The organism is Bradyrhizobium manausense (genome assembly GCF_018130615.1).
In the GTDB taxonomy this organism is placed as follows: Bacteria; Pseudomonadota; Alphaproteobacteria; order Rhizobiales; family Xanthobacteraceae; genus Bradyrhizobium; species Bradyrhizobium manausense_A.
This window is the reverse complement of the sequence record NZ_JAFCKB010000002.1, coordinates 213955-236614: the sequence shown is the minus strand read 5'-3', so window position 1 is coordinate 236614 and position 22660 is coordinate 213955. Positions and strand designations below refer to the sequence as shown.

The 22660-nt window shown below is 62.1% G+C and carries 20 protein-coding genes; 9 read left to right on the top strand and 11 right to left on the bottom strand.

Annotation, left to right across the window (positions count from 1 at the left end; genetic code table 11):
- Positions 1 to 19 precede the first annotated feature (19 nt).
- The 6 genes from proS to JQ587_RS04770 all read right to left on the bottom strand — a co-directional run bounded on the left by proS (position 20) and on the right by JQ587_RS04770 (position 7091).
- Positions 20 to 1339: a proline--tRNA ligase gene (gene proS / locus JQ587_RS04795; protein ID WP_212424549.1), complete on the bottom strand. Its 1320-nt coding sequence runs from the start codon at positions 1337 to 1339 to the stop codon at positions 20 to 22.
- A 147-nt stretch (positions 1340 to 1486) separates the two neighbouring features.
- The gene (locus tag JQ587_RS04790) at positions 1487 to 3049 is read right to left on the bottom strand and encodes a copper resistance CopC/CopD family protein (protein ID WP_212424548.1); all 1563 of its coding nucleotides are present in this window, start codon (positions 3047 to 3049) and stop codon (positions 1487 to 1489) included.
- Positions 3049 to 3567, bottom strand: coding sequence for a YcnI family protein (locus JQ587_RS04785; RefSeq protein WP_212424547.1), 519 nt, complete (start codon positions 3565 to 3567; stop codon positions 3049 to 3051). The genes JQ587_RS04790 and JQ587_RS04785 overlap by 1 nt, the downstream gene beginning before the upstream one ends.
- 31 nt (positions 3568 to 3598) lie before the next feature.
- Positions 3599 to 4123, bottom strand: a complete 525-nt coding sequence (locus JQ587_RS04780) for a copper chaperone PCu(A)C (protein WP_212424546.1) — start codon at positions 4121 to 4123, stop codon at positions 3599 to 3601.
- Positions 4124 to 4162: 39 nt separating this feature from the next.
- A complete protein-coding gene (locus JQ587_RS04775) occupies positions 4163 to 6631 on the bottom strand; it encodes a TonB-dependent receptor (RefSeq protein ID WP_249154176.1) in 2469 nt (822 codons plus the stop codon).
- 85 nt (positions 6632 to 6716) lie between these two features.
- A complete protein-coding gene (locus tag JQ587_RS04770; RefSeq protein WP_212300904.1) occupies positions 6717 to 7091 on the bottom strand; it encodes a DUF2946 domain-containing protein in 375 nt (124 codons plus the stop codon).
- 481 nt (positions 7092 to 7572) lie between these two features.
- Here JQ587_RS04770 and JQ587_RS04765 point away from each other — a divergent pair, with 481 nt between their 5' ends.
- The 9 genes from JQ587_RS04765 (at position 7573) to JQ587_RS04725 (ending at position 18232) form a co-directional block, all read left to right on the top strand.
- A complete protein-coding gene (locus JQ587_RS04765) occupies positions 7573 to 7977 on the top strand; it encodes a globin (RefSeq protein WP_212424544.1) in 405 nt (134 codons plus the stop codon).
- 136 nt (positions 7978 to 8113) lie between these two features.
- Positions 8114 to 9136 (top strand): sugar ABC transporter substrate-binding protein, encoded by a 1023-nt coding sequence (locus JQ587_RS04760; RefSeq protein ID WP_212300906.1) that lies wholly within the window; start codon positions 8114 to 8116, stop codon positions 9134 to 9136.
- A 23-nt stretch (positions 9137 to 9159) separates the two neighbouring features.
- Positions 9160 to 10662, top strand: a complete 1503-nt coding sequence (locus JQ587_RS04755; protein ID WP_212300907.1) for a sugar ABC transporter ATP-binding protein — start codon at positions 9160 to 9162, stop codon at positions 10660 to 10662.
- Between the two features lie 12 nt (positions 10663 to 10674).
- The gene (locus JQ587_RS04750) at positions 10675 to 11703 is read left to right on the top strand and encodes an ABC transporter permease (RefSeq protein WP_212424543.1); all 1029 of its coding nucleotides are present in this window, start codon (positions 10675 to 10677) and stop codon (positions 11701 to 11703) included.
- A 385-nt stretch (positions 11704 to 12088) separates the two neighbouring features.
- A complete protein-coding gene (locus tag JQ587_RS04745; protein ID WP_212424542.1) occupies positions 12089 to 13102 on the top strand; it encodes a serine hydrolase domain-containing protein in 1014 nt (337 codons plus the stop codon).
- A gap of 152 nt (positions 13103 to 13254) precedes the next feature.
- Positions 13255 to 13959, top strand: a complete 705-nt coding sequence (locus JQ587_RS04740; RefSeq protein ID WP_212424541.1) for a hypothetical protein — start codon at positions 13255 to 13257, stop codon at positions 13957 to 13959.
- A 257-nt stretch (positions 13960 to 14216) separates the two neighbouring features.
- Positions 14217 to 14567, top strand: a complete 351-nt coding sequence (locus JQ587_RS04735) for a hypothetical protein (protein ID WP_212424540.1) — start codon at positions 14217 to 14219, stop codon at positions 14565 to 14567.
- Positions 14568 to 14681: 114 nt separating this feature from the next.
- On the top strand, positions 14682 to 15059 hold the full coding sequence (locus JQ587_RS04730) for a hypothetical protein (RefSeq protein ID WP_212300909.1): 378 nt from the start codon (positions 14682 to 14684) through the stop codon (positions 15057 to 15059).
- A gap of 383 nt (positions 15060 to 15442) precedes the next feature.
- Positions 15443 to 18232 carry a UPF0182 family membrane protein gene (locus JQ587_RS04725; protein ID WP_212424539.1) on the top strand — a complete coding sequence of 930 codons (2790 nt, stop codon included), beginning with the start codon at positions 15443 to 15445 and terminating at the stop codon, positions 18230 to 18232.
- Between the two features lie 233 nt (positions 18233 to 18465).
- Here the strand turns inward: JQ587_RS04725 and JQ587_RS04720 are convergent, their stop codons facing one another.
- From JQ587_RS04720 to JQ587_RS04700, 5 genes are all read right to left on the bottom strand, one after another.
- Positions 18466 to 18675, bottom strand: a complete 210-nt coding sequence (locus JQ587_RS04720) for a hypothetical protein (RefSeq protein WP_212300911.1) — start codon at positions 18673 to 18675, stop codon at positions 18466 to 18468.
- Positions 18676 to 18863: 188 nt separating this feature from the next.
- The gene (locus JQ587_RS04715) at positions 18864 to 19922 is read right to left on the bottom strand and encodes an ABC transporter ATP-binding protein (RefSeq protein WP_212424538.1); all 1059 of its coding nucleotides are present in this window, start codon (positions 19920 to 19922) and stop codon (positions 18864 to 18866) included.
- Positions 19915 to 20895 carry an ABC transporter ATP-binding protein gene (locus JQ587_RS04710; protein WP_212424537.1) on the bottom strand — a complete coding sequence of 327 codons (981 nt, stop codon included), beginning with the start codon at positions 20893 to 20895 and terminating at the stop codon, positions 19915 to 19917. The genes JQ587_RS04715 and JQ587_RS04710 overlap by 8 nt, the downstream gene beginning before the upstream one ends.
- Positions 20892 to 21713: an ABC transporter permease gene (locus JQ587_RS04705; protein ID WP_212300914.1), complete on the bottom strand. Its 822-nt coding sequence runs from the start codon at positions 21711 to 21713 to the stop codon at positions 20892 to 20894. The genes JQ587_RS04710 and JQ587_RS04705 overlap by 4 nt, the downstream gene beginning before the upstream one ends.
- On the bottom strand, positions 21710 to 22633 hold the full coding sequence (locus tag JQ587_RS04700; protein ID WP_212301118.1) for an ABC transporter permease: 924 nt from the start codon (positions 22631 to 22633) through the stop codon (positions 21710 to 21712). Before JQ587_RS04700 ends, JQ587_RS04705 begins: the two co-directional genes overlap by 4 nt.
- Positions 22634 to 22660 lie beyond the last annotated feature (27 nt).

The following is a 22660-nucleotide window of genomic DNA, read 5'->3' as shown; positions in this document are numbered from 1 at the left end:
ATCGGGCGATGAACAATATTCAGCCGACCAGCCGGGCGACCGCGTCCGCTGGCGACATGGTCTCGCGGGAGCCGTCGCTGCGCTTCTTGATCTCGACCTTGCCGTCGGCCAGCCCCTTCGGCCCGATCATGATCTGCCAGGGGATGCCGATCAGGTCGGCGGCGGCGAATTTGGCGCCGGCGCGCTGGTCGGTGTCGTCATAGAGCACGTCGACGCCCTTGGCAGTGAGCTCGGCATAGAGCTTCTCGCAGGCGCCATCGACCGCCGCATCGCCCTGCTTGAGATTGAGAATCGCGACGCGGAACGGCGCCACCGCCTCCGGCCATTTGATGCCGGCATCGTCATGACAGGCCTCGATGATGGCGCCGAGCAGGCGCGAGACGCCGACGCCGTAAGAGCCGCCGTGGATCGGTACATCGACGCCGTCAGGCCCCGCCACCATCGCCTTCATCGGCTCGGAGTATTTCGTACCGAAATAGAAGATCTGGCCAACTTCGATGCCGCGCGTGTTCACCCGCTTCTCCGCCGGCACTTCCTGCTCGAACCGCGCGGGATCGTGAACGTCCTCCGTCGCGGCATAGACCGAGGTCCATTGCTTGATGATCGGCGTCAGGTCGCTGTCATAGTCGACGTCCTCGCCAGGCACCGGCAAATCCAGCACGTCGCGATTGATGAAAACGCCGGATTCGCCGGTCTCCGCGAGCACGATGAATTCGTGGCTGAGATCGCCGCCGATCGGGCCGGTCTCGGCACGCATCGGGATGGCCTTCAGCCCCATCCGAGCGAAGGTGCGCAAATAGGCGACGAACATCTTGTTGTAAGCGACGCGCGCAGCGGCTTCGTTGAGGTCGAAGGAATAGGCATCCTTCATCAGGAATTCGCGGCCGCGCATCACGCCGAAGCGCGGACGCTGCTCGTCACGGAATTTCCATTGGATATGATAGAGATTGAGCGGCAAGTTCTTGTAGGACTTGACGTAGGCGCGGAAGATCTCGGTGATCATTTCCTCGTTGGTGGGCCCGTACAACAGCTCGCGCTTGTGCCGGTCGGCGATGCGCAGCATCTCCGGGCCGTAGGCATCGTAGCGGCCGCTCTCGCGCCAGAGGTCGGCGAGCTGCAGCGTCGGCATCAACAGTTCCAGCGCGCCGGAACGGTCCTGCTCTTCGCGCACGATCTGCTCGATCTTCTTCAGCACCCGGAAGCCGAGCGGCAGCCACGCGTAGATACCGGCCGCCTCCTGCCGGATCATGCCTGCGCGCAGCATCAGCCGATGCGAGACGATCTCCGCCTCCTTCGGATTTTCCTTCAGAATGGGCAGAAAGAACCGCGACAACCGCATGGCAATACTCTGGGAATCAGTGAGGAGTTGCAGTGAAACCGGATTGGGAGCGAAAACACAAGGCCGGGAATGAGGAAAAGCCGCTAACGTGACGGAATTCCTGTCATTTTTCCGTCGACTTCAGGTTCGACTCGAACCGTGCTCGCCTTAAGGCGGCGCGACCTCGAGGTCGTCCTCGAGTGTGATTTTCTCGAAATCGGTCACCAACGCGTCGATCCGCACATGCCAGCGGCCGGCGAAGGGCAACTCGACCTTGCGCACGTGCCAATAGCCATCAGGCCCGAGTTCGGCGTCACGCTCCATCGGCTCGATGCCGCGCTCCGGCAGGCTCAGCGTCAGGCTCGCCTCTTTGGCCTGCAGCGGCGTCGCCTCCCCGGTCATGAGTTGGAGCACGAAATCGTCGACGCCGGCCTTGCCTGGGGACACCAGCACCTGGAACATCGCCTTGTCGGTGTGGATGTGGATCGCCAGGGGCGTCTCCGGCACGATGGTCCGCGGCGGCGGCGTGAAGCGCCAGCCGGCGACAACGGCGAAGATGCTGAGCGCGGCAGCGCATTCGAGCAGGATCGAGCGTTTGAGTACGGTTGCGACGCCCCGATCTTTCACCAGCGCCGGTGTGAGCCTGTAACGATTGAGCGCGGCAAGCGCCAGCAGGAACAAGACCAGCACGAGCTTGACCGAGAGAATGAGGCCGTAGGTCGTCTCGACCAGCGCCGCCGGCTTTTCAAGCTGGATGATTGCGAGCACGAGACCGGTCAACGCCAGCGCGGCGACCACCGGCACTGCGATGCGCGAGAAGCGATTGAGGAGCGGTAGCACCGCCGGTGTCGGCTTCGACAGCAGCGCTGCAAGCGGCGTCAGCGCGCCGATCCAGAAGGCGACAGCGAGGCCATGGACGAAGACCGCCGGTCGCGTCAGCACCTCGGGCGATGCCGTTGCCGCGTGCCCGGTCATGGCGAGCGATAGGCCAACACCGATGAAGGCGACGACCGCAAGAGCGCGCGCGTACCACACGCGACTCAGCGCCATCAGCGCGAGCAGCATCGCCGCGATGGCAACGTTCGAGGCGAGGCCGGCGCTGGTCGCAAATGCGATGGTCCAAGGAGCCGCCGTCACGATCGCCGCCAGCGGCAGCCCAAGGAGATCGAGACCCAACACGCCCAACGAGACAGCGGCACTTAGCAGACCCAAAAGCAGCGCTGCGCGCGGTACCCTCATGGCCGTCATCGACCAAGCAATCCAGCGGCCAAAGAACACGCCGCCGACGCCGACGAAGAGCCCGAGATAGAGACCGATCCGAGACAACCAGATCATCGCGCTCAATCGGCCATCCGCTTTGGCCCGGGGCTGCGTGGCCGTCGGCGCGCCGATCGAAAAGATCACCGATCCCGCGACGGGATGACCGTCCTGCGAGATCACCCGGTAGCTCACGACCGCGGTGCCCTTCGGCAAGTCCGGCGGCATCGCAACCGTGATTGCCTCGCCCGATGTCGTGACACGCGCATCGTCGCGCGCCCTGCCCGCACCGTCGATCAACTGGATCGCGCCCGGCGTCACCGCCTCGTTGAAGCGCAGCTCCACCGCCTTCGGCGCGCTCGCAAGGATACTTCCGCTCGCCGGTTCGACCGAGATCAGCGCCGCATGTGCCGACGCGCTGGTCGGAGTGCCGGCGATGGCAAGCAGCATCGCGAACGCAGCGAGAAGACGCATTACGGTTTGGACAGCAGCTTCACGCCGGGCGCCGGCGACTTGTCGTCGTGCGAATGCCCAGCGCCCTCCGCCGGGATTTCGATCCAGCGGCTGACGCCCTTCTCGCATTCCTGCACCACCGGAAAATACAGCGTGGTGTTCGGCTTCAGGCTGTCGGTGAGGAAGCTGCTGACGATGAACTCGTCGTAATTGTGGTCCGGCAGCTTGCCGCCGGACCACACCACTTCCTTCACACCCGAGGTCAGCTTGTTGCCGTGATAGTCGTACGCACTGGTATATTGGCCCTCCACGACATCGACGTTCCAGCCGGCCTTCGGCATCGGCTTCACTGCGATCACGCCTTCCGGGATCTGCACGCGGATCTTGACCGTCGGCGAGCCGGAACAGCCATGCGGCACGGCGAAGACGGCCTTGTAGGATGCACCGACCGCAGCCTGCTTGCCTTCCAGATAAACATGCGCCGCCGCAGGTGACGCGGCCAGCGCAGCCATCAGGATCAGCCAGAGTGCCTTCGACATACTCGATCTCCCGGAAATTAGATCACACGCATCACATCTTCATTCCCGAATGATCGGGCATCTTCTTCATCATCATGCCTCCCCCACCCCCGGGGGCCTGGGCACCGACGCCCTGGACATCGAGCGAGACGACGACCTTGCCAGCCTTTTCGAATTCGAGCGTCACCGGCACCTTCTCACCCTGCTTGAACGGACCCTTCAGATCCTGGAGCATCAGATGGTTGCCGCCGGGAGCGAGTTTCACGGTCTTGCCCGGCTCGATGACGAGGCCCTTGTCCAGCGGACGCATCTTCATGACGCCATTGTCCATTGCCATCTCGTGAACCTCGGCCTTACCGGCGATCTCAGCGGTAACTGCCACGAGCTTGTCGGGTGCAGAGCCCTTGTTCTCGATGGTCAGGAAGCCGCCGGCGACCTTGGCACCGCCCGGCGTTGCCCGGCTCCACGCTTGCGAGATGACGAGATCGCCAGCCTTGACGTCGTCGGCGCGGACGGGAGCCGCGATCACAACGGCCGAGAACGCCGCGAGCGCGAGAATGCGTGAGAGATTGTTCATGTCGGTTGCCTTTCTTGTCGTCGTTGAGAGTCTCATTTGTCAGAATGTGTACTTGCCGGCGAGAACGAAAGTTCGCCCCGGGAACGGGTGGAACAGGAAATACTGCTCGTTGAAGAGATTATCGATGCCGAAGTCGAACGCGAAATTCTTCGTCGCGCTGTAGTGGATCTTCAAGTCCACAACGAAAAAGTTATCGAAGGCGCCGTAGACGTGCGAAACGCTGTCGGTGTTGTCCAACGTCGAATACTGCTTGCCACTATAGCGCGCCGCAACCGTATAGGCCCAGCTGTCGTTCGGCCGATAGGTAACACCGAACTTGGCGCGCCAGTCAGGGACGAAGGGTACGCGCTTGCCGACCACGCTGGTCGGGCCTTTCCAGTTCGGATCGGAGATGATCCTGGAATCGACGTAGATGACGCTGCCGAAGACTTGCAGGCCGCCTACCAGCACATTGTCCTTGTCCGCCGACAACTCCACGCCCTGCATGCGGATCGCCGCAACGTTGCTGACCGCGGTCTGCACCGATTGAGCCCCACTTGCGTCCGTCACTGTGGTCGATTGCGAGATCAGCGCATTGTTGGTCCGCTCACCGAACATGGTGAGCCGCACCCGTCCGTCGACCCAGCGCCGTTCGAGATTGAGTTCGCCGGTGAAATCCTGCTCCGGCGACAGCAGAGGATTGGCGAGATAGGTGACGCCGCCCACGCTGATGTTCTGATAGAGTTCGGTCACCGTCGGATAGCGGTAGGCTTCGCCGAAATTCGCGGTGACATTCCAGTCCTTGTTGGGATCGAACGACAGCGATGCCTTCGGCGAGAAGTTGGTTGAAGACAGCCCCGGCTGCCACGTCGGCACTGCCGAGGTGACGACGCCGGCGCCCGTCGTCGTGGTGTTGAGGTTGAAGCCCTCGACCGCCTGCCAGCTCTCCAGCCGTCCGCCAAGCGTCAGCTTGACGATCGGGGTGATCTTCCAGGCGTCCTGCGCCCAGAGGGCCTCAGTGCGCGTCTCGCCGACACCGGTCGAATAAAGCTGTCCGTTGCCGGTCGAGGGCGCATTGAACCAGACAGTCGAGGCGTAGACGGGATTTTCGAGCCGGTAGCGATCGCCGTGCACGCCAAAGCTGATCTCGTGCGGACCATCAATGCCGAACGGACGCCAGATGCCTTTGGCATCCGCATTCTGCCAATTGGTGCCGTCCATCCGTGTCGCCTTGCCATTGAGCGAGTAGCCGAGCCCCGGCGACTGGACCACGGTATAGGGATTGAGCAAAGTGTCATGGAGATAGTTGTAGCTCGACGCAGACAAATCGAAATCAAACGTCCCCTTGGTGTCGCTTCTGAGCGCAACCGCATTGCTGATGTGAGTCTGATCCCAGGTATACTTGTTGCTGGCAAAGCCGGTGATGCCGGCGAAAGTCGGCAAACCGGTCACGGTGGACTTCAGATAGGTCTGGGGATCCGACGTCTGATGATTGTTCCAGACACCGAATGAGTACGTGGCTTGCACCAGCGGAGAGACGTCGTAGGCTACCCGAAGGTTGCCCGAGGTTTGCTGCGAATGCGCCAACGCGCCTGCGCCGACCACATCCGCGATTTGACCTGTCTTGTTGAGGGCAAGGTAACCTCCCGTCGTTCCCGCGGGAAGGCTGCCGTTGGTCACGTAAGACAACGGTTGCTGGTAGCTATCGAGATGGTTCGCGCTGACAAGCCAGGATAGTTTGCCGTCGCGATTGCCTGCGGCGGCGCTGGTCTGGCTGGTCACGTAGGTGTCCTTGGTGCCGTATTGATTCCAAGGCATCACCGAGACGGTTTCCTTGGCAACCGCAAACGGCTTGTCCGGCATCTTGGACGTGATCAGCAGAACGCCGCCGATGGAATTGCCGGGATAGGCGGCCGCGAAGGGACCATTCAGGAAATCAACCCGTCCGATCGCCTCGGGCGAGATCAGATTCCATTTGGGCGCGGCGCCAGAGTTGTTGTTGCCGATCAGCGCCGAGATCAACAGGTCGTCATAATAGATCAGCGTTCGAGCACTGGAGTTCAGGCCCCAGCTTCGGGTCGCGAGCACCGCCTGATTGTCTCCGTCGTTGCGCTTCCGCACGAACAGGCTCGGCATGTATTTGACGGCGTCCTCGGGGTCCTTGAGGTTGATAGTCTCGTCGACCTGCTTTGCCGTGATGCTGAACGAGCGCTGCGGCAGCTGATAGCGCGCCACCGCCGCCGGCTGATCGAGCGATGCCCGGGCGCTGCCCGCGCCCTGCTCATCGGCTGCAGCGGCCGAGGCCGGCCGTTCGGCCGCCGGATTTGCCGAATTCCTCCTGGTGCCGGCGGTCTGCACGGGCTTGCGCGGCTTGGGCTTCACAGTCGCGGGGGCGTCGACGGTCACTGCGGGCAGCTCTCTTGGCAGCTCCCTTGGGCTGCCCTGGGCGAAAACGCCGCTCGACGAGGCAAGCAGCGCGGCCTGAACGGCAACGACACTCACGCCGCAGCGGGCATGACGAGATAACATGGGGCATTCCTGACGCCGGCTTTCTTTCCGGCCATTCGACAGCATCAATCGCCAACGGATGAACCGAGGCAATCACGAAGGGTCGTCAGGAAAAGTGGGGAGGCCCCCGCGCCTGCGCGCTTAAGCCCTTGTGGGGTGCGACAACGGACGCGGCGGCCTCGTGCCACGCCACGCGTTCGGCGTGGCGGAAGGGAACGGAGAACGCTGCCTGCGGCGGCGAATCGAAAGATGCGTTGGCCTGCGCGAGGCAACACAGCGCGCAGGCGCCGGCATGTGCGGTCGGCGAGCCATTCTGGCCGCTCGGGCCGCCCTGCTCGCCGGCGCTATGGCAGATGACGCCGGCGCCAAGCGGATCGGCAACGGCCTGGCCGGCCGCCCAACACGCGGCAATCGGCGCCAGCACCTGCATCACCAGCGCGAGCAAGACAATCGGTAGGAATTTTTGCAGCCGTCCGCGCATCCGCCGAACCATTCGTTGGCCGGGCTAACTAAACACCACGCCTCGTCCGAGTCGAGGTCACTTCGGCCAGCTGGTTGGGGCTGCGCAAATTTCTCGAAAAATATGTTCGGCGGGACCCGCCGGGGGACCGCGTCCACCATTTGTGGCAGTCCGCCCGACCTGAAATACCCACATAATTCTTATATTTGTCATATACTTAAGGGGTTAACAGCCCGATCATTGCGTCAACTGCTCGAATTTTGAACAATCGTTGCCGAAAATGATGACAAGTGAGAAAAGTTGATCTAGCATCCCCCTTGCTCAGGCCTGACCGTGAGGTTGAGGTCTGGTGGTCCAAGTCTCGGGAGGAGCCCCTGGCGCGCAAAACGCAGCGTCGCCCCGCCAATCAAGATCAAATCTTAGAATCGGGGATAATAGGGTCGACACAATTTTTGAGCGGGGCTAGGGCCCCGCTCTTTTTTTATCTGCGGCTGATGGGCCGATGAGTACTTCTCCCAACCCGATCGAGCAAAGCTTTGAGCTTGCGGCTTGGCGCTGCGCCGATCTCACGCCCCTCGTCTGTCAACGGCTCTTCAGCGAGCATCCCGAAACGCGGGCGATGTTCCGGTCCCAAGGCAGCGAACTCGTGATGGGATCGATGCTTGCACTGACGATCGAGGCGACCCTCGACTTCGCCGGCGAGCGCAGTGGCCAATTCCGGATGATTGCCTGCGAAGTCGCCTCGCACGATGGGTACGGCACGCCTCGCCAGCTGTTCATCGCCTTCTTCACCGTCATCAGGGATACGCTGCGAGACCTGCTCGGCGATGAATGGTCACCCGAGATGTCATGCGCATGGGAGCAGCTTCTCACGGACATCGAAGCCTTCGCCGGCATCACAGCGTAGCGCTTTGCGCTGCACCAAGACCCCGCGACGATTCCGCGTTGATTGCACATTGAGTGGCATCAACTCTTGTGAGACACTTTCCGTCTCGGTAGCGCAATCAATGACGCGCCGACGATAAAATTTATGGGAGCGAGCGATGTCCGGGACGAAAGATTTCTCGACGACGAGGCGCGATCTTCTTCAGGCGGCAGCGACCGCCGGCGCCGCGACTGCCATCCTCGGCAGCATGGGCATAAACCCAGCACTTGCAGCCGAAGTTGGACGAAGCGAGAAGCCGCTGAAGGCGGCGTTCTCCAACGCAGGCCTTCAGGCGACCTGGTGCGCCCAGGGCAAGCAGGCCGCGGAATTCTGGGGCAAGCTGTTCAATGTCGAAGTCACCTGGTTCGACGGCCAGCTCGACGCAGTGAAGCAGCGCGCGGCGATCGACAACATGGCCTCGCAGAAATGGGATTTCGTCGCGATCCAGGCCTTCGGCATCGGCACCCTCACCCAGCCCGTGCAGAAGATGATCGACGCCGGCACACCTGTCATCGACATGGACACGCTGATTGCGCCGCTTGACCAGATCAACGTCCACTCCTTCCTTGCCCCCGATAACGAGTTCATGGGGGCCTCGGTGACGCAGGCGCTCTGCAACGCCATGGGCGGCAAGGGCAAGATCATCATGACCCAAGGCGCGCTCGGCCATACCGGTGCGCAGGGCCGTGCCAAGGGCTTCAACTCGGTGGTGAAGCAGTTCCCGGGTATCGAGGTGCTCGACACCCAGCCGGCCGATTGGGACGTCTCCAAGACCGCGCGGCTCTGGGAAACCTATCTGACCAAATATCCGCAGATCGACGCGGCGTTCTTCCACAACGACGACATGGCTTTGGCGGCCGCCAACATCATGAAGGCGCACAACCGCACCAACATCCTGATCGGCGGTGTGGACGCGATGCCGCCGGCGATCCAGGCGGTGAGCGAGGGCCGGATGTACGCGACCGTGCGCAATCCGTCCTGCCGCATCCATGGCGGCGCGATCATCGCCGGTGTTGCGGCGGTCGCCGGCGGCGAGAAGAGCGGCCAGGGCATTCCCAAGAACGTCGTCACCGACGGACCGGTCGTGACCAAGGCCAATGCCGCCGGCATGCAGTGGATGCAGGATCACTTCCTGATCTGAAATCCTCCAAGATCTGATCTTGCATGCCTGAGGGTCAACAGCCCATCCTGGAACTCCAGGGCATCACGAAGAGCTTCGGCGGCGTCGAGGCGCTTCGTGGTGTCGACTTCGCGCTTCTCCCCGGCGAGATCCACGGTCTCGTCGGCGAGAACGGCGCTGGCAAAAGCACGCTGATGAAGATCATCGCCGGCGTGCACACGGAATTCTCCGGTCGCTTCCTGATTGACGGCCAGGAAACGCATTTCCGCTCGGCGCGCGATGCGCATGCGGCCGGCATTGCCATGGTGCATCAGGAGCTCTCCGTCGCACCCGATCTCACGGTCGCGGAGAACGTCTTTCTCGGTAACCAGCCGACCAACGCCCTCGGCCTCGTGCAATGGCGGCGCATGGCGCGTGAGGCCGGCGAGCAGCTCGCACGCTTCGGCATCGACGTCGACCCAATGAGCAGGCTCGGCGACCTGCCGATCGGGCTGCAGCAGCTGATCGAGATCGCCCGCGTGCTGTTCTCGGGCGCGCGCATCGTCATCCTGGACGAGCCGACCTCCGCCCTCTCCCCGCCCGAGGTCGAACGGCTGTTTACGACGCTGCGGCGCTTACGTGAAGAAGGCACGGCCATCGTCTTCATCTCACATTTCATCGAGGACATTCTGCGCGTGTCCGACACGGTCACCGTGTTCCGCAACGGGCGGAAGGTCGCGGAAACCGCAAGCGCAGCAACCAGCAAGGGCGCGCTGATCGAGGCCATGATCGGCCGCGGAGGCGAAGTGCTCGAGCACAGCTACACCGACGATCTGATGCTGCCGCGGCCGAGCGACAGTTCGATCGTCCTCAAGGTCGATCAGCTGTCGCTGGCCCGCAGCCTCAAGGACGTCTCGTTCGAGGCCCGCGCCGGCGAAGTCCTCGGCATCTACGGCTTCATGGGCTGCGGCCAGCAGGAGCTGTCGCGCATCCTGTTCGGCAAGCTGAAGCCGGACGCCGGCACGCTCGCCGTCGACGGCAAGCCAAAGACCTTTGCCAGCACGGCGGCGGCGCGGCGGGCCGGCGTGGCGCTGGTGCCGGAGAGCCGGCGCGCCATGCTGTTTCACCAGGAGCCGGTCTACAAGAACATCTCGATCAGCATCCTTGACCGCATCTCGTCGCTGCTGCTCAAGCCGGCGCAGGAGCGCGATATCGCCAAGCGCCAGGTCGAGCAGCTCCAGATCAGGCCGCCGGTGGTCGGCCTCGACCTCGGCATGCTCTCCGGCGGCAACCAGCAGAAGGTCGCGCTGGCGAAATGGCTGACCTATCCGCCCAAGCTGCTGGTGCTGTGCGAGCCGACCCGCGGCATGGATGTGGGTGCCAAGAACGACGTCATCAACATCGTGCGCGACCTCCGCGCCAAGGGGCTCGCGATCATCGTGCTGTCGACCGAGCCGGAAACGGTGCTGTCGCTGGCCGACCGCATCCTCGTGCTCAAGCGCGGCGCATTGGTGCGGGAATTCAAGAACGAGCCGGTCAGCAAAGACCGCCTGCTGGAAGCGGCGTGACGGAGAAGCACAATGGCGAGCAGTGAGACGGCACCAGCGGCGGATCAGCGCACACGGAGCCTTGCATCCTTTCTGCGTTCGCAGATGCGCAACATCGCCCCGTTCCTGACGCTGATTTTCCTGTCCGCCTTCTTCGCCTTTGCCAGCCCTTCCTTCGCGACGATCGACAATCTCGGCAACATCCTCACGCAGGTGTCGGTGACCGGCATCATCGCCGTCGGCCTCACCTTCGTGATCCTCTGCGCCGAGATCGATCTGTCGATCGCCAGCATCGCCAACGTCACCGGCATCGCGGTCGCCTATTTCACGCTGCAGGAATCCTACGTCAACATTCCCAACATCCCGCTTCCCGGTGTCGCCGCGATCCTGCTGGCGCTCCTGCTCTGTGCTGCTCTCGGCCTCGTCAACGCGCTGGGGCTGACCGTGATCGGCATCCCCTCCTTCATCATGACGCTGGCGATGATGCAGATCGCTGCCGGCATCTCGGCCCTCCTGGTGCGTGGCCAGATCGCCTACAAGGTGCCAAGCCTCATCTCGACGCTCGGCTCCGGCTCGATCGGCGGCATCCCCTGGATCGTCATCGTCGCCGCCATCATGCTGCTCGGCGGACACCTGGTGCTGACCTACACGCGCTTCGGCCGCTACGTCTACATGGTCGGAGGCAATCGCGAGGCGGCCGAATATTCCGGCCTCAATGTCAAGCTCATCCTAAGCAGCGTCATGGTGATCTCGGCGGTCTGCTCCGGCATCGGCGGCATGCTCGGTGTCGCCCATTTCGGCAGCGCGCAACAGAACGAGTTCGACACCTATTTGCTCGACTCCATCGCCGCCGTCGTCGTCGGCGGCACCAGCCTGTTCGGCGGCCGCGGCGGCATCGGCAACACCATTGTCGGACTCTTCGTTCTCGGCGTCCTCAATAACGGCCTCGACCACGTCAACATCGACAGCTTTCTGAAGATCCTGATCCGCGGCGTGATCCTGCTGGCGGCCCTGATCATCAACGTCTATGCGCAGCACTTGCGAGAGAAGGCGGCGGACTAGCCGATGCTGTTTCCCCCTCTCCCCGTTCTTACGGGGAGAGGGTTGGGGTGAGAGGTCTCTCGCCACACGTGAGATCGTCGAGGGACCGGTACCCCCCTCACCCGGATCGCAAGTGCGATCCGACCTCTCCCCGCAAGCGGGGCGAGGTGAAGGAAGAATCGCAAAATCAACCCCATGCACAGTACAAATCATGGGGGAATTTCCTGCGGAACGACCTGCGCTATTTCCGAAATAAAGTTTGACGCGTCGGGCAAAACAGGGGTAGCATGTCATCATGGCAATGACCGGGTGCCTGGGCAGCACTGAGCTCAACCCGGCGCCTTCGCCTGCGTGATACGCCCCGCAGTCGTCTCCCTCACTCCTCTGCCAAATCTCCGAGCCAGCCATGGTCAAGCGGTTTTCAGCACTGGTCGTGACCTTGCTAGTCTTTTCGGGATGGGCAAGTGCCGAGCCCGGGGCTGAATGGCAGTTCCTCGGAGCCACCGGACCCGCGCCGCTCTCTCCGCTTCAAGGCGCCGTGCAGAGCTACGCCCGCAAATACATGCCGGTCGCGGTCATGATCGTGCAGGACGGCCTCGTGGTCGCGACATCGGGCGACGTCACCCGCAAGGTCAATGTTCGCTCTGTTCGAAAGAGTTTTCTGAGTGCTCTCTATGGCGTCGCCATCGAACGCGGCCAGATCAAACTCGAAAGCACATTGGGGGAGCTGGGCATCGACGACACCGCCCCGTCGCTGACGGCCGGCGAGAAGCAGGCAACGGTTCGCCAGCTGCTCATGGCCCGCTCCGGGGTTTATCACCCGGCGGCTTACGAGACGCGCGACCAGAAATCGATGCGCCCGCCGCGCGGCAGTCATTCGCCTGGAACGTTCTGGTATTACAACAACTGGGACTTCAATGCGCTTGGTGCGATCTACGAGAAGGCGACAGGCTCGAACGTGTTTGACAGCTTCGAGAAGCTGGTTGCACGTCCCCTGGGGATGCAGGATTTCACGGCCCGTGACGGGACATTCATTGGAGATCATTCCTCTCTTTTTCCCGCCTATGTGTTCAGCATGAGCGCGCGGGATCTTGCACGTTTTGGATTGCTGTTCCTCAACAAGGGGCGATGGAACGATGTCCCCGTCATTCCATCGCAATGGACGGCGGAGTCGACCAAGACCTATTCGGAGACCGATCGAAAAGACCGGGGATATGGCTATCTGTGGTGGATCCTCGATGGCGGCACCTGGGGACGAGACGCCATCTTTGCGAACGGCTATGGAGGACAGTTGATCGTGATCGTGCCGGAGAAGCGTTTGGTCGCCGTTCAGGTCGTTGAATTGGATCAAAGCCAGAAGGGAATTCACTCCGCGACTTTTCTCGACCTGGTTCGGCAAATCGTCGCTCTCGGCAATTGAGGAACGCTAGCAGGTCGCGTCCGCGAGGCCCCGCGAAGCAGGCCGCGATGAGGCAAACCGCGCTTTTGCCTATGGGCCATTAGGCGTCACTGTCGTTACTGGTGTGAGATGTATGGAAGTGGCAAGTTGCATCTCTGTCGAGGTGCGCTCGCGTGACTGATCAAGATAAAATGCCGAAAGTTGTAATGGTTGAGGTCTCTCGGAGCGAGCGGTCTTGGCCACCTATTCTCCCTGGACACGCCTACCTCTCAGACTTTCAGTCCGCGCTTCACCAAGAAGCGATATCCTTACTTCAACGAAGGGGAATTCTGCCAGGCAGTACGTACAGATGGTCGGGCCTGTTCTGTTCAAAATATGTATCGGTAACTTTCGAGGACTATGAAATCGAAATTTTCGGAGACCGAGCAAATCTGCTGCTTCGTCCTGTGCTTGACGAGCACTTCGAAATTGGCGGCGGCTTTGACAACCTTGATCAGCTCAAGGATGGCATACTGCGCCTGCTTGAGGCGCTGCTCGATTATGACCGGCTCCCTTTTGAAGAAGCGATCAGAGCTGCAATTGAGCGACGGACCAGCTTGTCGATACAATTCTTCAACCGACATCCGAAGCCGGGAGTATTTGTCTTCGAACGTCTCAACGATGCCTCCTCACAGAAGATCGATTGGCAGGAAGTCGCGACTGAATTGGCCCGCGAGACCAACATCGCGGTGCTCTTCATCGCTCACGGATGGACAGGCCCTCCCGACGACCTGTTCGTCACTTTCATCGCATTTTACATTCCGCATCTCACTGAGGGATATGTGGATGACAATAGAAACATAATTCAACCGGTCAGCCCGAGCGGAAGCCGCTCCTGAGGCGTTCTCGTAACGCAAGTCGAGGCATGACGGCCATTGTGACCCGGAGGTTAACTTTAGGTCACATGCGGCCGCTGGCCCGAGCGCCGCAGAAGGTCAGCTGCGGACCAGAAGCAGAACTTCCGCCAAGGTCCCCAATGGATGCCCAATGGTAAACAACTTACAGCGAAGACGACTTGATGCTTAGGTGAACTCGGCAATTAATTCGCGCTAAGGTCGACCATCAGAAGTCGAATGCGAGATTAGAAGCTGGGACGATGTGGGTCACCAAAGCGCTCGGCTTGATCGTGGTCGCGGCTATTGGCTACGCCTTGCTATTCGGTGGATATGAGGACCCTCGAACGCTTTACTTCCCTGCGCTCGCGCTTTTTTTGTTCGCAGTTTTCTTCCTTCGCCCCGCTCGCCCCGTCCATCCTTACGTCATTGTCTTTCTGACATTACTAGCAACGCTGATTTTCAGCGCACTCTATGGGATATTTGGCATAGGCCAATCTGCTTTGGTCTTATCGGCAACTTTTCTCATTGTTTGTGTAACGGCAATCGTCATCCCTTTTGGAATAGCCGCAGTTTCGGCTTACGTCCGCAGCATGGGGCGCAGGAAGCGATGACCCAAGAGCGTCCGCTACGGGTCACAAGCTGGCGTCGGGAGCTTGATCGTCCGAGGCCGGTTCATCGGCCGGGAGCCGGCATTCAAGCCGCGTCAACGGTAGATCGGGTAGTCCATGTTGCGACAAACGATGAAATGCGCACTCCTGGCGTTGGCTCTCTTTAGCAGCGCCGCCTTCCTTCTTGCCGTCAGCCGCGGCGTCGACGGTGGCGAGATCCTCGTCCGAATGATCGTTGTATTTCCGATGCTCATCGTATTCTCGACGATCACCACGGCTATTATCTACGCAATTGCCGCGGGCGCTGCAGCGCTCGCCAAGCAGTCTTCGCTTGTTGCCGCCTCGATCTCCGGGATATTGGGATGGATCACCGCGAGCGGTGGCTATCGGTCCTTTGAGGGGCTCGGCGGATATAGCGACCTTATCCAGCCCGCCTACGCCATCTCACTCGTTGCCCCCTGGCTTATCCTCGCCCTCAAGAACCGGGCCAGATAGCGAAGGGTCAATCGCCAGCTGTTCTCTAACTCCACGCTTACCAGCATCGAAGTCGGCCTCCCCGCCGTCACGAGTCAGAAGCCGGACTGTCGGCGAGCCCGGCAGCGGATACCGCTGTCGGTCAAAAGCCGGCATTCGCTGCTAAGCACAAAAGTCTGCTCCGCGTCCAAGTGCCCCCGTCGCGCGAGCCGCACTCGTCGCGTCAGGAGCTTGAGTCCCGGCTCGACGACAAAGCGGACGACGCCCCCCCCCAAGAACTCGCGCCTCCTCCAGAGTTCGACCTGCAACCTGGTGCGGGCATCAACCTATTGTAGGAGCAAAAAACAGGTGCGGGCGCCCCCGCGACAGGCGCGCCACGTCTATCGTTCTGCTATAATGTCACTATGACGATCGGGATTTCCGGACCCGAACGGAAGGCACCAGGGCGAAGCGCCATGGTGGGGCTCATCATCGCGGCCATCATCGCCGCAATCGGCCTGATCCTGCTCGCTCTCGCCGGCGACTTCCTGGTCGACTGGATGTGGTTCTCCTCGATCGGCTACAGGCAGGTCTTCTGGACCACGATCGGGACGAAAGCCGCCGTCTTCCTCGTTGTCTTCATGGCGACCGCCGCCGTCTTATGGACAAACGCGCGCCTTGCACTTGGCCTCGCCGGGCGCCGAAGCCGGTTGCCTGCGGCGTTCGACCCCGCGCTAGTGGCCGCTACGGCGCCGCCGGATCCGTTGGAATTCCTGCGCGAGCGGCTGCCGTGGCGCATTGTCATCGCCGCGAGTAGCGGCCTCTGCGCTCTGCTCGTCGCCTGGGGCGAAGTCGGCAGTTGGAGCACTCTCCTGCGCTTCATCTATCAGGTGCCCTACGGCACCAACGACCCCTTGTACGACAAGGATATCGGCTTCTACCTCTTTTCCCTGCCCGCCTTTGTGGCCATGAAGAATTGGGCATTGCTGATTCTCGTCATGGGCGCACTGTTCGCCGGATCGATCTACTGGGTGTATGGCGACATCGAAGACCGAGCCCACCGAATATCGCCAGCAGCGATCTCGCACGGTTCGGCGCTTCTCGGCCTCTTCTTTGGCGTGAAGGCATGGTCCTACGGTCTCGACCGCTATCTCCTGCTGTACGGCGACAACGGCGTGGTGGTCGGCGCAGGCTTCACCGACGTCAATGTGGAACTGCCGGTCCTGTGGCTGCTGATCGCACTTTCGATCGCCGCCGCTTCGGCGGCATGCGCGAACCTGTGGGTGCGTACCTACCACCTTCCCGGCGCCGCGATTGTGCTGCTGTTCGGAGGCGCGTTGCTGCTGTCGGGCATCATCCCCGCGGTATTTCAGCGCTTCTACGTCGGGCCGAACGAGCTGGCGTGGGAGCGGCCCTACATCGAACGTAACATTGCCCTGACCCGCGAGGCCTACAATCTCAATCGGATCGCGCCAAAGCCTTTCCCGGCGGAACAGAATCTGACCTTCACGACACTCGAGGCCAACAAGGCCACCGTTGAAAATATAAGGCTGTGGGATTGGCAACCATTGGCCGACACCTACGCGCAACTGCAGGAGATTCGCACCTACTACAAACTGCGCGACCTCGATGTCGATCGCTACTGGTTTGGCGATACCTATCAAAGCGTGATGATCTCAGGCCGCGAGCTGAATTCCGCGCTGCTGCCGTCCAACGCGCAAACCTGGGTCAACCGCCACGTCCTGTTCACCCACGGCAATGGTGTGGTGATGAGTCCGGTCACCCAGAAGAGCGGTGAAGGACTTCCGCTTCTCTATCTGCGCGACATTCCTCCGGTTGCGCACGGAGGTCCCGCCATTCGCGAGCCGCGCATCTATTACGGACAGCAGACGGAGGACTACGTCATCGTCAAGGGAACGGTGCCGGAATTCGATTATCCCAAGGGAAAGGACAACGTCTACGCCTCCTATGGCGGCTCCGGCGGCGTGCCGCTGTCGGGCATGGTGCGCAGACTGATCTTCGCCCACCACTTCAATGATGTGAACCTGCTGCTGTCGGACTACATCGGCGACGACAGCCGGATCATGATCCGGCGCAACATCCAGAAGCGGGTCGGCATGATCGCCCCGTTCCTCGCTCTAGATCGCGATCCCTATCTGGTCGTCAGCGAGGGCCGGATGTTCTGGATTCAGGACGCCTACACGACGAGCGAATATTTTCCCTACGCGCAGCCTGCGCCCGGCCTGAACCTCAACTATATCAGAAATTCGGTGAAGGCCGTGATCGACGCCTACAACGGCACCGTCGACTTTTACCTGATGGACCCGGCGGACCCGATCGCCGCAACCTATCAACGAATCTTCCCAGACCTGTTCAAGCCGTTCGCGGCCATGCCGTCCGATCTTCAGAAACATATTCGCTATCCCGAAGACCTCTTCCTGGTCCAGGCGCGGCTTTTTCAGACCTATCATATGGAAGCGGCCGATGTTTTCTATAACCGCGAGGACCTCTGGCAATTTCCACGTCAGCCGGCCGGTGACGGCGTCTCTTCAATAGACGGCCTTACCGCGATGGCCCCCTACTACATCATCATGCGGCTTCCCGGAGAGGCGCAAGCCGAGTTCTTCATCATGATCCCGATGGTGCCGAGCCGTCGCGACAACATGATCGCATGGCTCGCCGCGCGCTGCGACGAGCCCGGCTACGGCAAGCTGGTCGTGTACGAATTTCCCAAGGAGAAGCTGGTCTACGGACCGTTCCAGATCGAGGCGCGAATTCATCAGAACACGGAGATCTCCCAACAGATATCGCTGTGGAACCAGATGGGGTCGCGGGTGATCCGAGGAAATCTACTCGTGATCCCGATCGAGAATTCGATTCTCTACGTGTCGCCGCTGTATTTGCGGGCCGAGCAAGGACATTTGCCGGAGCTGAAGCGGGTGATTGCCGCCTATGGCGAGCATGTCGTTATGAAGGAGACACTTGCTGAGGCCCTGTCGGCACTCTTCGTGGACGACGGACCCGCACCGGCGCCGGCTGCGACCGCGGAATCGCCCAGTGATGGGTCCGCGGCAAGGCGCGCGCAACAGGCGCTCGATCACTATAATCAGGCCATGGAGCGGTTGAAGTCCGGCGATTGGGCAGGCTTCGGCAAAGAGATCGGCGTGATGCGTGGTATCTTGGAGGATATCCGCGGGCAATCGGGTAGCCGCTGATCGCTCCAAAAGTACACGGCCTAGCCGTTCGCATACCGGCCGCCAACCCCGTAGTTTTCGCACGACGCGGTTGGCTGCCTACTATCAAGAGCGAGTGGACAGCTTACAACTTGCAACGGGTCGCACCATTTTGATTCACGACCTCCGTGACCCTTTTTTCGATTTTTTTCAAATGACTGACCTTTAATTGGGCCGATCGCGCAGCGCACTATAATCCGTGCCGCCGGGCTCCCTCAGCGCCAAGCCTTTTCGTTCTTCTGCTCGTAGTCCTTGAAGGCCTTCTCGAGCCCCCCCAGAACCTCGGCGGAGGTTTCGAACATCGCCTTCAGCTGGGGCTCGTCGACCTTCGAAATGTCCTCACGCAGGTGGTTCCGGATATCGTGGAGCGCCTTCTGCATCTTCTGGGTATGGTGTCGGGGATCGCGGTCTGCCGCACTTGCCATGGTCGGTCTCCTCGCTGCTACTATGGCTCCGCCAGACTAGGAAGCGTCCGGCGCGACGGCGCATCAACGGACGACGCGTGGTGTCGTTCCAATTCCAATTGGAACTCCTTCCTGGAAGCGCGCCAGTGCACAGGCCATGCGCGGCGTCAACGCAGCGGTGGTCGGCGTGCTCGGTGCTGCGCTTTACCTCAGGGTGACGGTGATAGAGCGAGGCCCGTTGCACGGATCTCCTCGCTCCGCCAGCACCTCACGGCATGCCCATCAGGCCGCGTCTCCAGCACCGGCCCCGGTTCGTGGCGGCACAAATCTTCCGCGTAGCGGCACCGTGGGCTGAAAGCGCATCCGTTCGGCGGGTTGAGCGGATTGGGAAGATCGCCGCCTGTCGTCGCGAGCGGCGCATGGTGCAGGGGATCGGGAATGGCGGCAATCAGGGCCTGCGTATAGGGGTGCGCCGGCCGCTCAAAAATTTCGCGCCAGTCGCCGTTCTCGACGATGCGGCCGAGATACATCACGGCGACACGGTCGCTCATATGCTCGACGACGCCGAGGTCGTGGCTGATCATGATGTAGGACAGACCGAGCGTGTCCTTCAATTCGAGCAGCAGGTTGATGATCTGGGCGCGGATCGAGACGTCGAGCGCCGAGACCGGTTCGTCGCAGATGACGATCTTGGGATTGAGGATCAGGGCGCGCGCGATGCCGATACGCTGGCGCTGGCCACCCGAGAACTCGTGCGGGTAGCGGTCGGCCTGTTCGGGCCGCAGGCCGACATGCTTCAGCATGGTTGCGACGCGATCCTCGATCTCGCTTTTTGTGGTCACGCCGTGCACGCGCAGGGGATCTTCCAGCGTGCGCCGCACGGTCTGGCGCGGATTGAGCGAGGCGTAGGGATCCTGAAACACCATCTGCACGATACGGGCCAGCGACTTCCGGTCGCCAGATGGCCGGCCTGTCACCACCTGCCCGTCCAGCACGATGCGGCCGCGCGTCGGCGTCAGCAGGCCAAGGATCGACAAGGCGACCGTCGACTTGCCCGAGCCGGACTCGCCGACGAGGCCGAGGCACTCGCCGCGCTTCAGCTTGAGATCGACACCGTCGACCGCGCGCAGCAGCCGCTGGCCGCGGCCCATGAGACCGCCGCCAACAGGAAAATGAACCGCGAGATCCTCGACGCTGAGAATGAGATCGTCGTCCGCCCTGCCCTCACCCGATTTTCTCTCACACGATTTTCCCTTGGGCTCATGCATGGTGGTGACACCTCACCAAGCCGCCCGCCTCCAGCAAATCCGCCGGCGGCGCAACGGTCCTGCAGATATCGGTCGCCTGCGTACAACGCGGATTGAACCGGCAGCCTTCCGGGAAATTCGTGATGGCGGGAACGACGCCTGCGATCTCCTTGAGCCTGCTCCGGCCAAGCGCAGCACGGCTGCCGAGCCGCGGCAGCGAGGCGACCAGGCCTTGCGTATAGGGATGCGAGGGGGTGCGAAAAATATCGGCCGAGCCGCGCTCCTCGACGATGCGGCCGGCATACATGACGGCGACGCGGCGGCAGACATTTGCGACAAGGCCAAGATCGTGGCTGATCATCAGGATCGCCGTGCCGCGCTCGGCGCAGAGATTTCGCATCAGCTCGATGATCTCGGCCTGCACGGTGACGTCGAGCGCGGTGGTCGGCTCGTCGGCGATCAAGAGATCCGGACCGCAGGCGAGCGCGATGGCGATCATCACGCGCTGGCGCATCCCGCCGGAGAGCTGGTGCGGGTAGTCGTTGACGCGCCGCTCCGGTGCGGGAACGCGGACGCTCGCCAGCGCCTCGACAGCCAGCTTATTGGCCTCCCGCCAGCTCTTGCCCTTGTGCAGCACGAACATCTCGGCGATCTGCCGTCCCACCGGCGAGACCGGATTGAGCGCCGTCATCGGCTCCTGGAAGATCATGGCGATGCGGTTGCCGCGCAGATCGCGCTGCGCGGCGGCGGACAGGTGCTGGATCTCGCGCCCGTCAAACCGGATGACACCGCTGCCGATCGACAGCGGCGGCCGCAGCAGGCCGATCAAGGCGAGCGCCGTGATGCTCTTGCCGCAGCCGGATTCGCCGACGAGGCCGAACGTCTCGCCGCGATCGATGCGGAATGAGACACCCTCGGCCGCCGCAACGCGCTTCAATCCATCGTCGAGATCGATGCGCAAATCCTCGACTTCGATCAGCGGCGTGCCCGTCATGCCCGCCGGCTCCGCGACTGAGGATCGAGAATGTCGCGCAGGCCATCGCCGAGCAGATTGAGGCCGAGCACGGTCAGGAAAATGGCTAGCCCCGGAAACACCGAGAGCCACGGCGCCGTCGTGATCTGGTCGCGGGCATCCGACAGCATGCTGCCCCAGCTTGGGAATGGCGGCCGAACGCCGAGGCCGAGAAACGACAAGGCGGCCTCGGACAGGACCGCGCTGCCCATGCCAAGCGTGCCGATGACGACGATCGGCCCCAGCATGTTCGGCAAGAGCTGCGTGATCATGATGCGCAAATCGCTGTAACCGAGCACGGTGGCCGCCTGCACATAGCCCTGGTTTCTGAGCGACAGCGCGGACGCCCGTGCGATCCGGCACGTGAAGGACCAGTTGGTCAGCCCGAGTGCGATCAGCAGGCTGGTCAGGCCGGGTCCAAGCACCGCCATGATGGCGAGCGCGAAGATCAGCGAAGGGATCGCGAGCATGACATTAGTCAGGGCGTTGACGAAATCGTCCCACCAGCCGCCCCAATAGCCCGCGCTGAGCCCCAGGGCCACGCCGATCACGCTGTTGATGAGCTGCGAGATGATGCCGACCGTCAGCGAGACGCGGGCGCCGTAGACGACGCGGGAATAGATATCGCGGCCCTGGTCGTCGGTCCCGAACCACCAGGTCCAGCTCGGCGGCTCCTCCGCGTTCAGCAAATTGGCGTCGAGCACGGGATCGGTGTGCGCCAGCCAGGGCGCGAGCACGCCGACGATGATCGCAAGCGCGAACAAGGCGCCACCGATGATGAGATTGGCGCGGAGCTTCATGCGTATCTGATCCTGGGATCGATCACGCCGTAGAGCACGTCGATCAGCAGATTGATCGCGAGAAAGGCCAGCACCACCACCAGGATGGAGCCCTGGACGGCCGGAATGTCGCGCTGCAGGACGCTGTCCACGAGCAGCGAGCCGATGCCCGGCCAGGAAAACAGCTTCTCGACCACGACCGCCTGCCCCATCAGCCCGCCGAACTGCAGGCCGACGGTGGTGAGAATGATGACGAGGGCGTTGCGCATCACGTGCCATTTCACGACGCGGGTCTCGCTCATGCCCTTCGAACGCGCGGTGCGGACGAAATCGGCGGTCATGATCTCAAGGACCGCAGCGCGCGTCGTCCGGGCGAACAGCGCCATCGGCGAGACGCCGAGCGTCACCGCCGGCAGCAGCAGATATTTCAGGCCGCCATCGCCGTAGCCGAAACTCGGCAGCCAGCCGAGCTTCAGGGCGAACAGATACATCAGCACCAGCCCGAGCCAGAACTTTGCGATGGAAAGGCCAGACACGGCCAGAACCATTGCTGCACTGTCGACAAGTCCGCCGGGCCGCAGTGCGGCGATGAAGCCGAGCGGCACGCCGAGCACGACGGAAAACGCCATGGCCGCAAAGATGAGCTGCAGCGTCGGCCAGGCCCGCTTGGCGATCATGGCCGTCACAGGTTCGCGCGTCCGGAACGACGTCCCGAAATCACCGGTGGCGAGCTTGGCGATGTAGGTGCCGAAGCGCACATAGACCGGATCGTTGAGGCCGAGCTGTTGCTTCAGGCGCAGCTCGACCTGGGGATCGGCGTCATCGCTCATGCTCGAGACGATGCTGCCGGGAACGACGCTGAACAGCACGAACACCAGCAGCACGACGGCGAGCACGGTCGGAATGGATTGCAGCAGGCGGCGGATCAGGAAGGAGAGCATCGGCACTTTCTTCCCTCCCCCCATCGC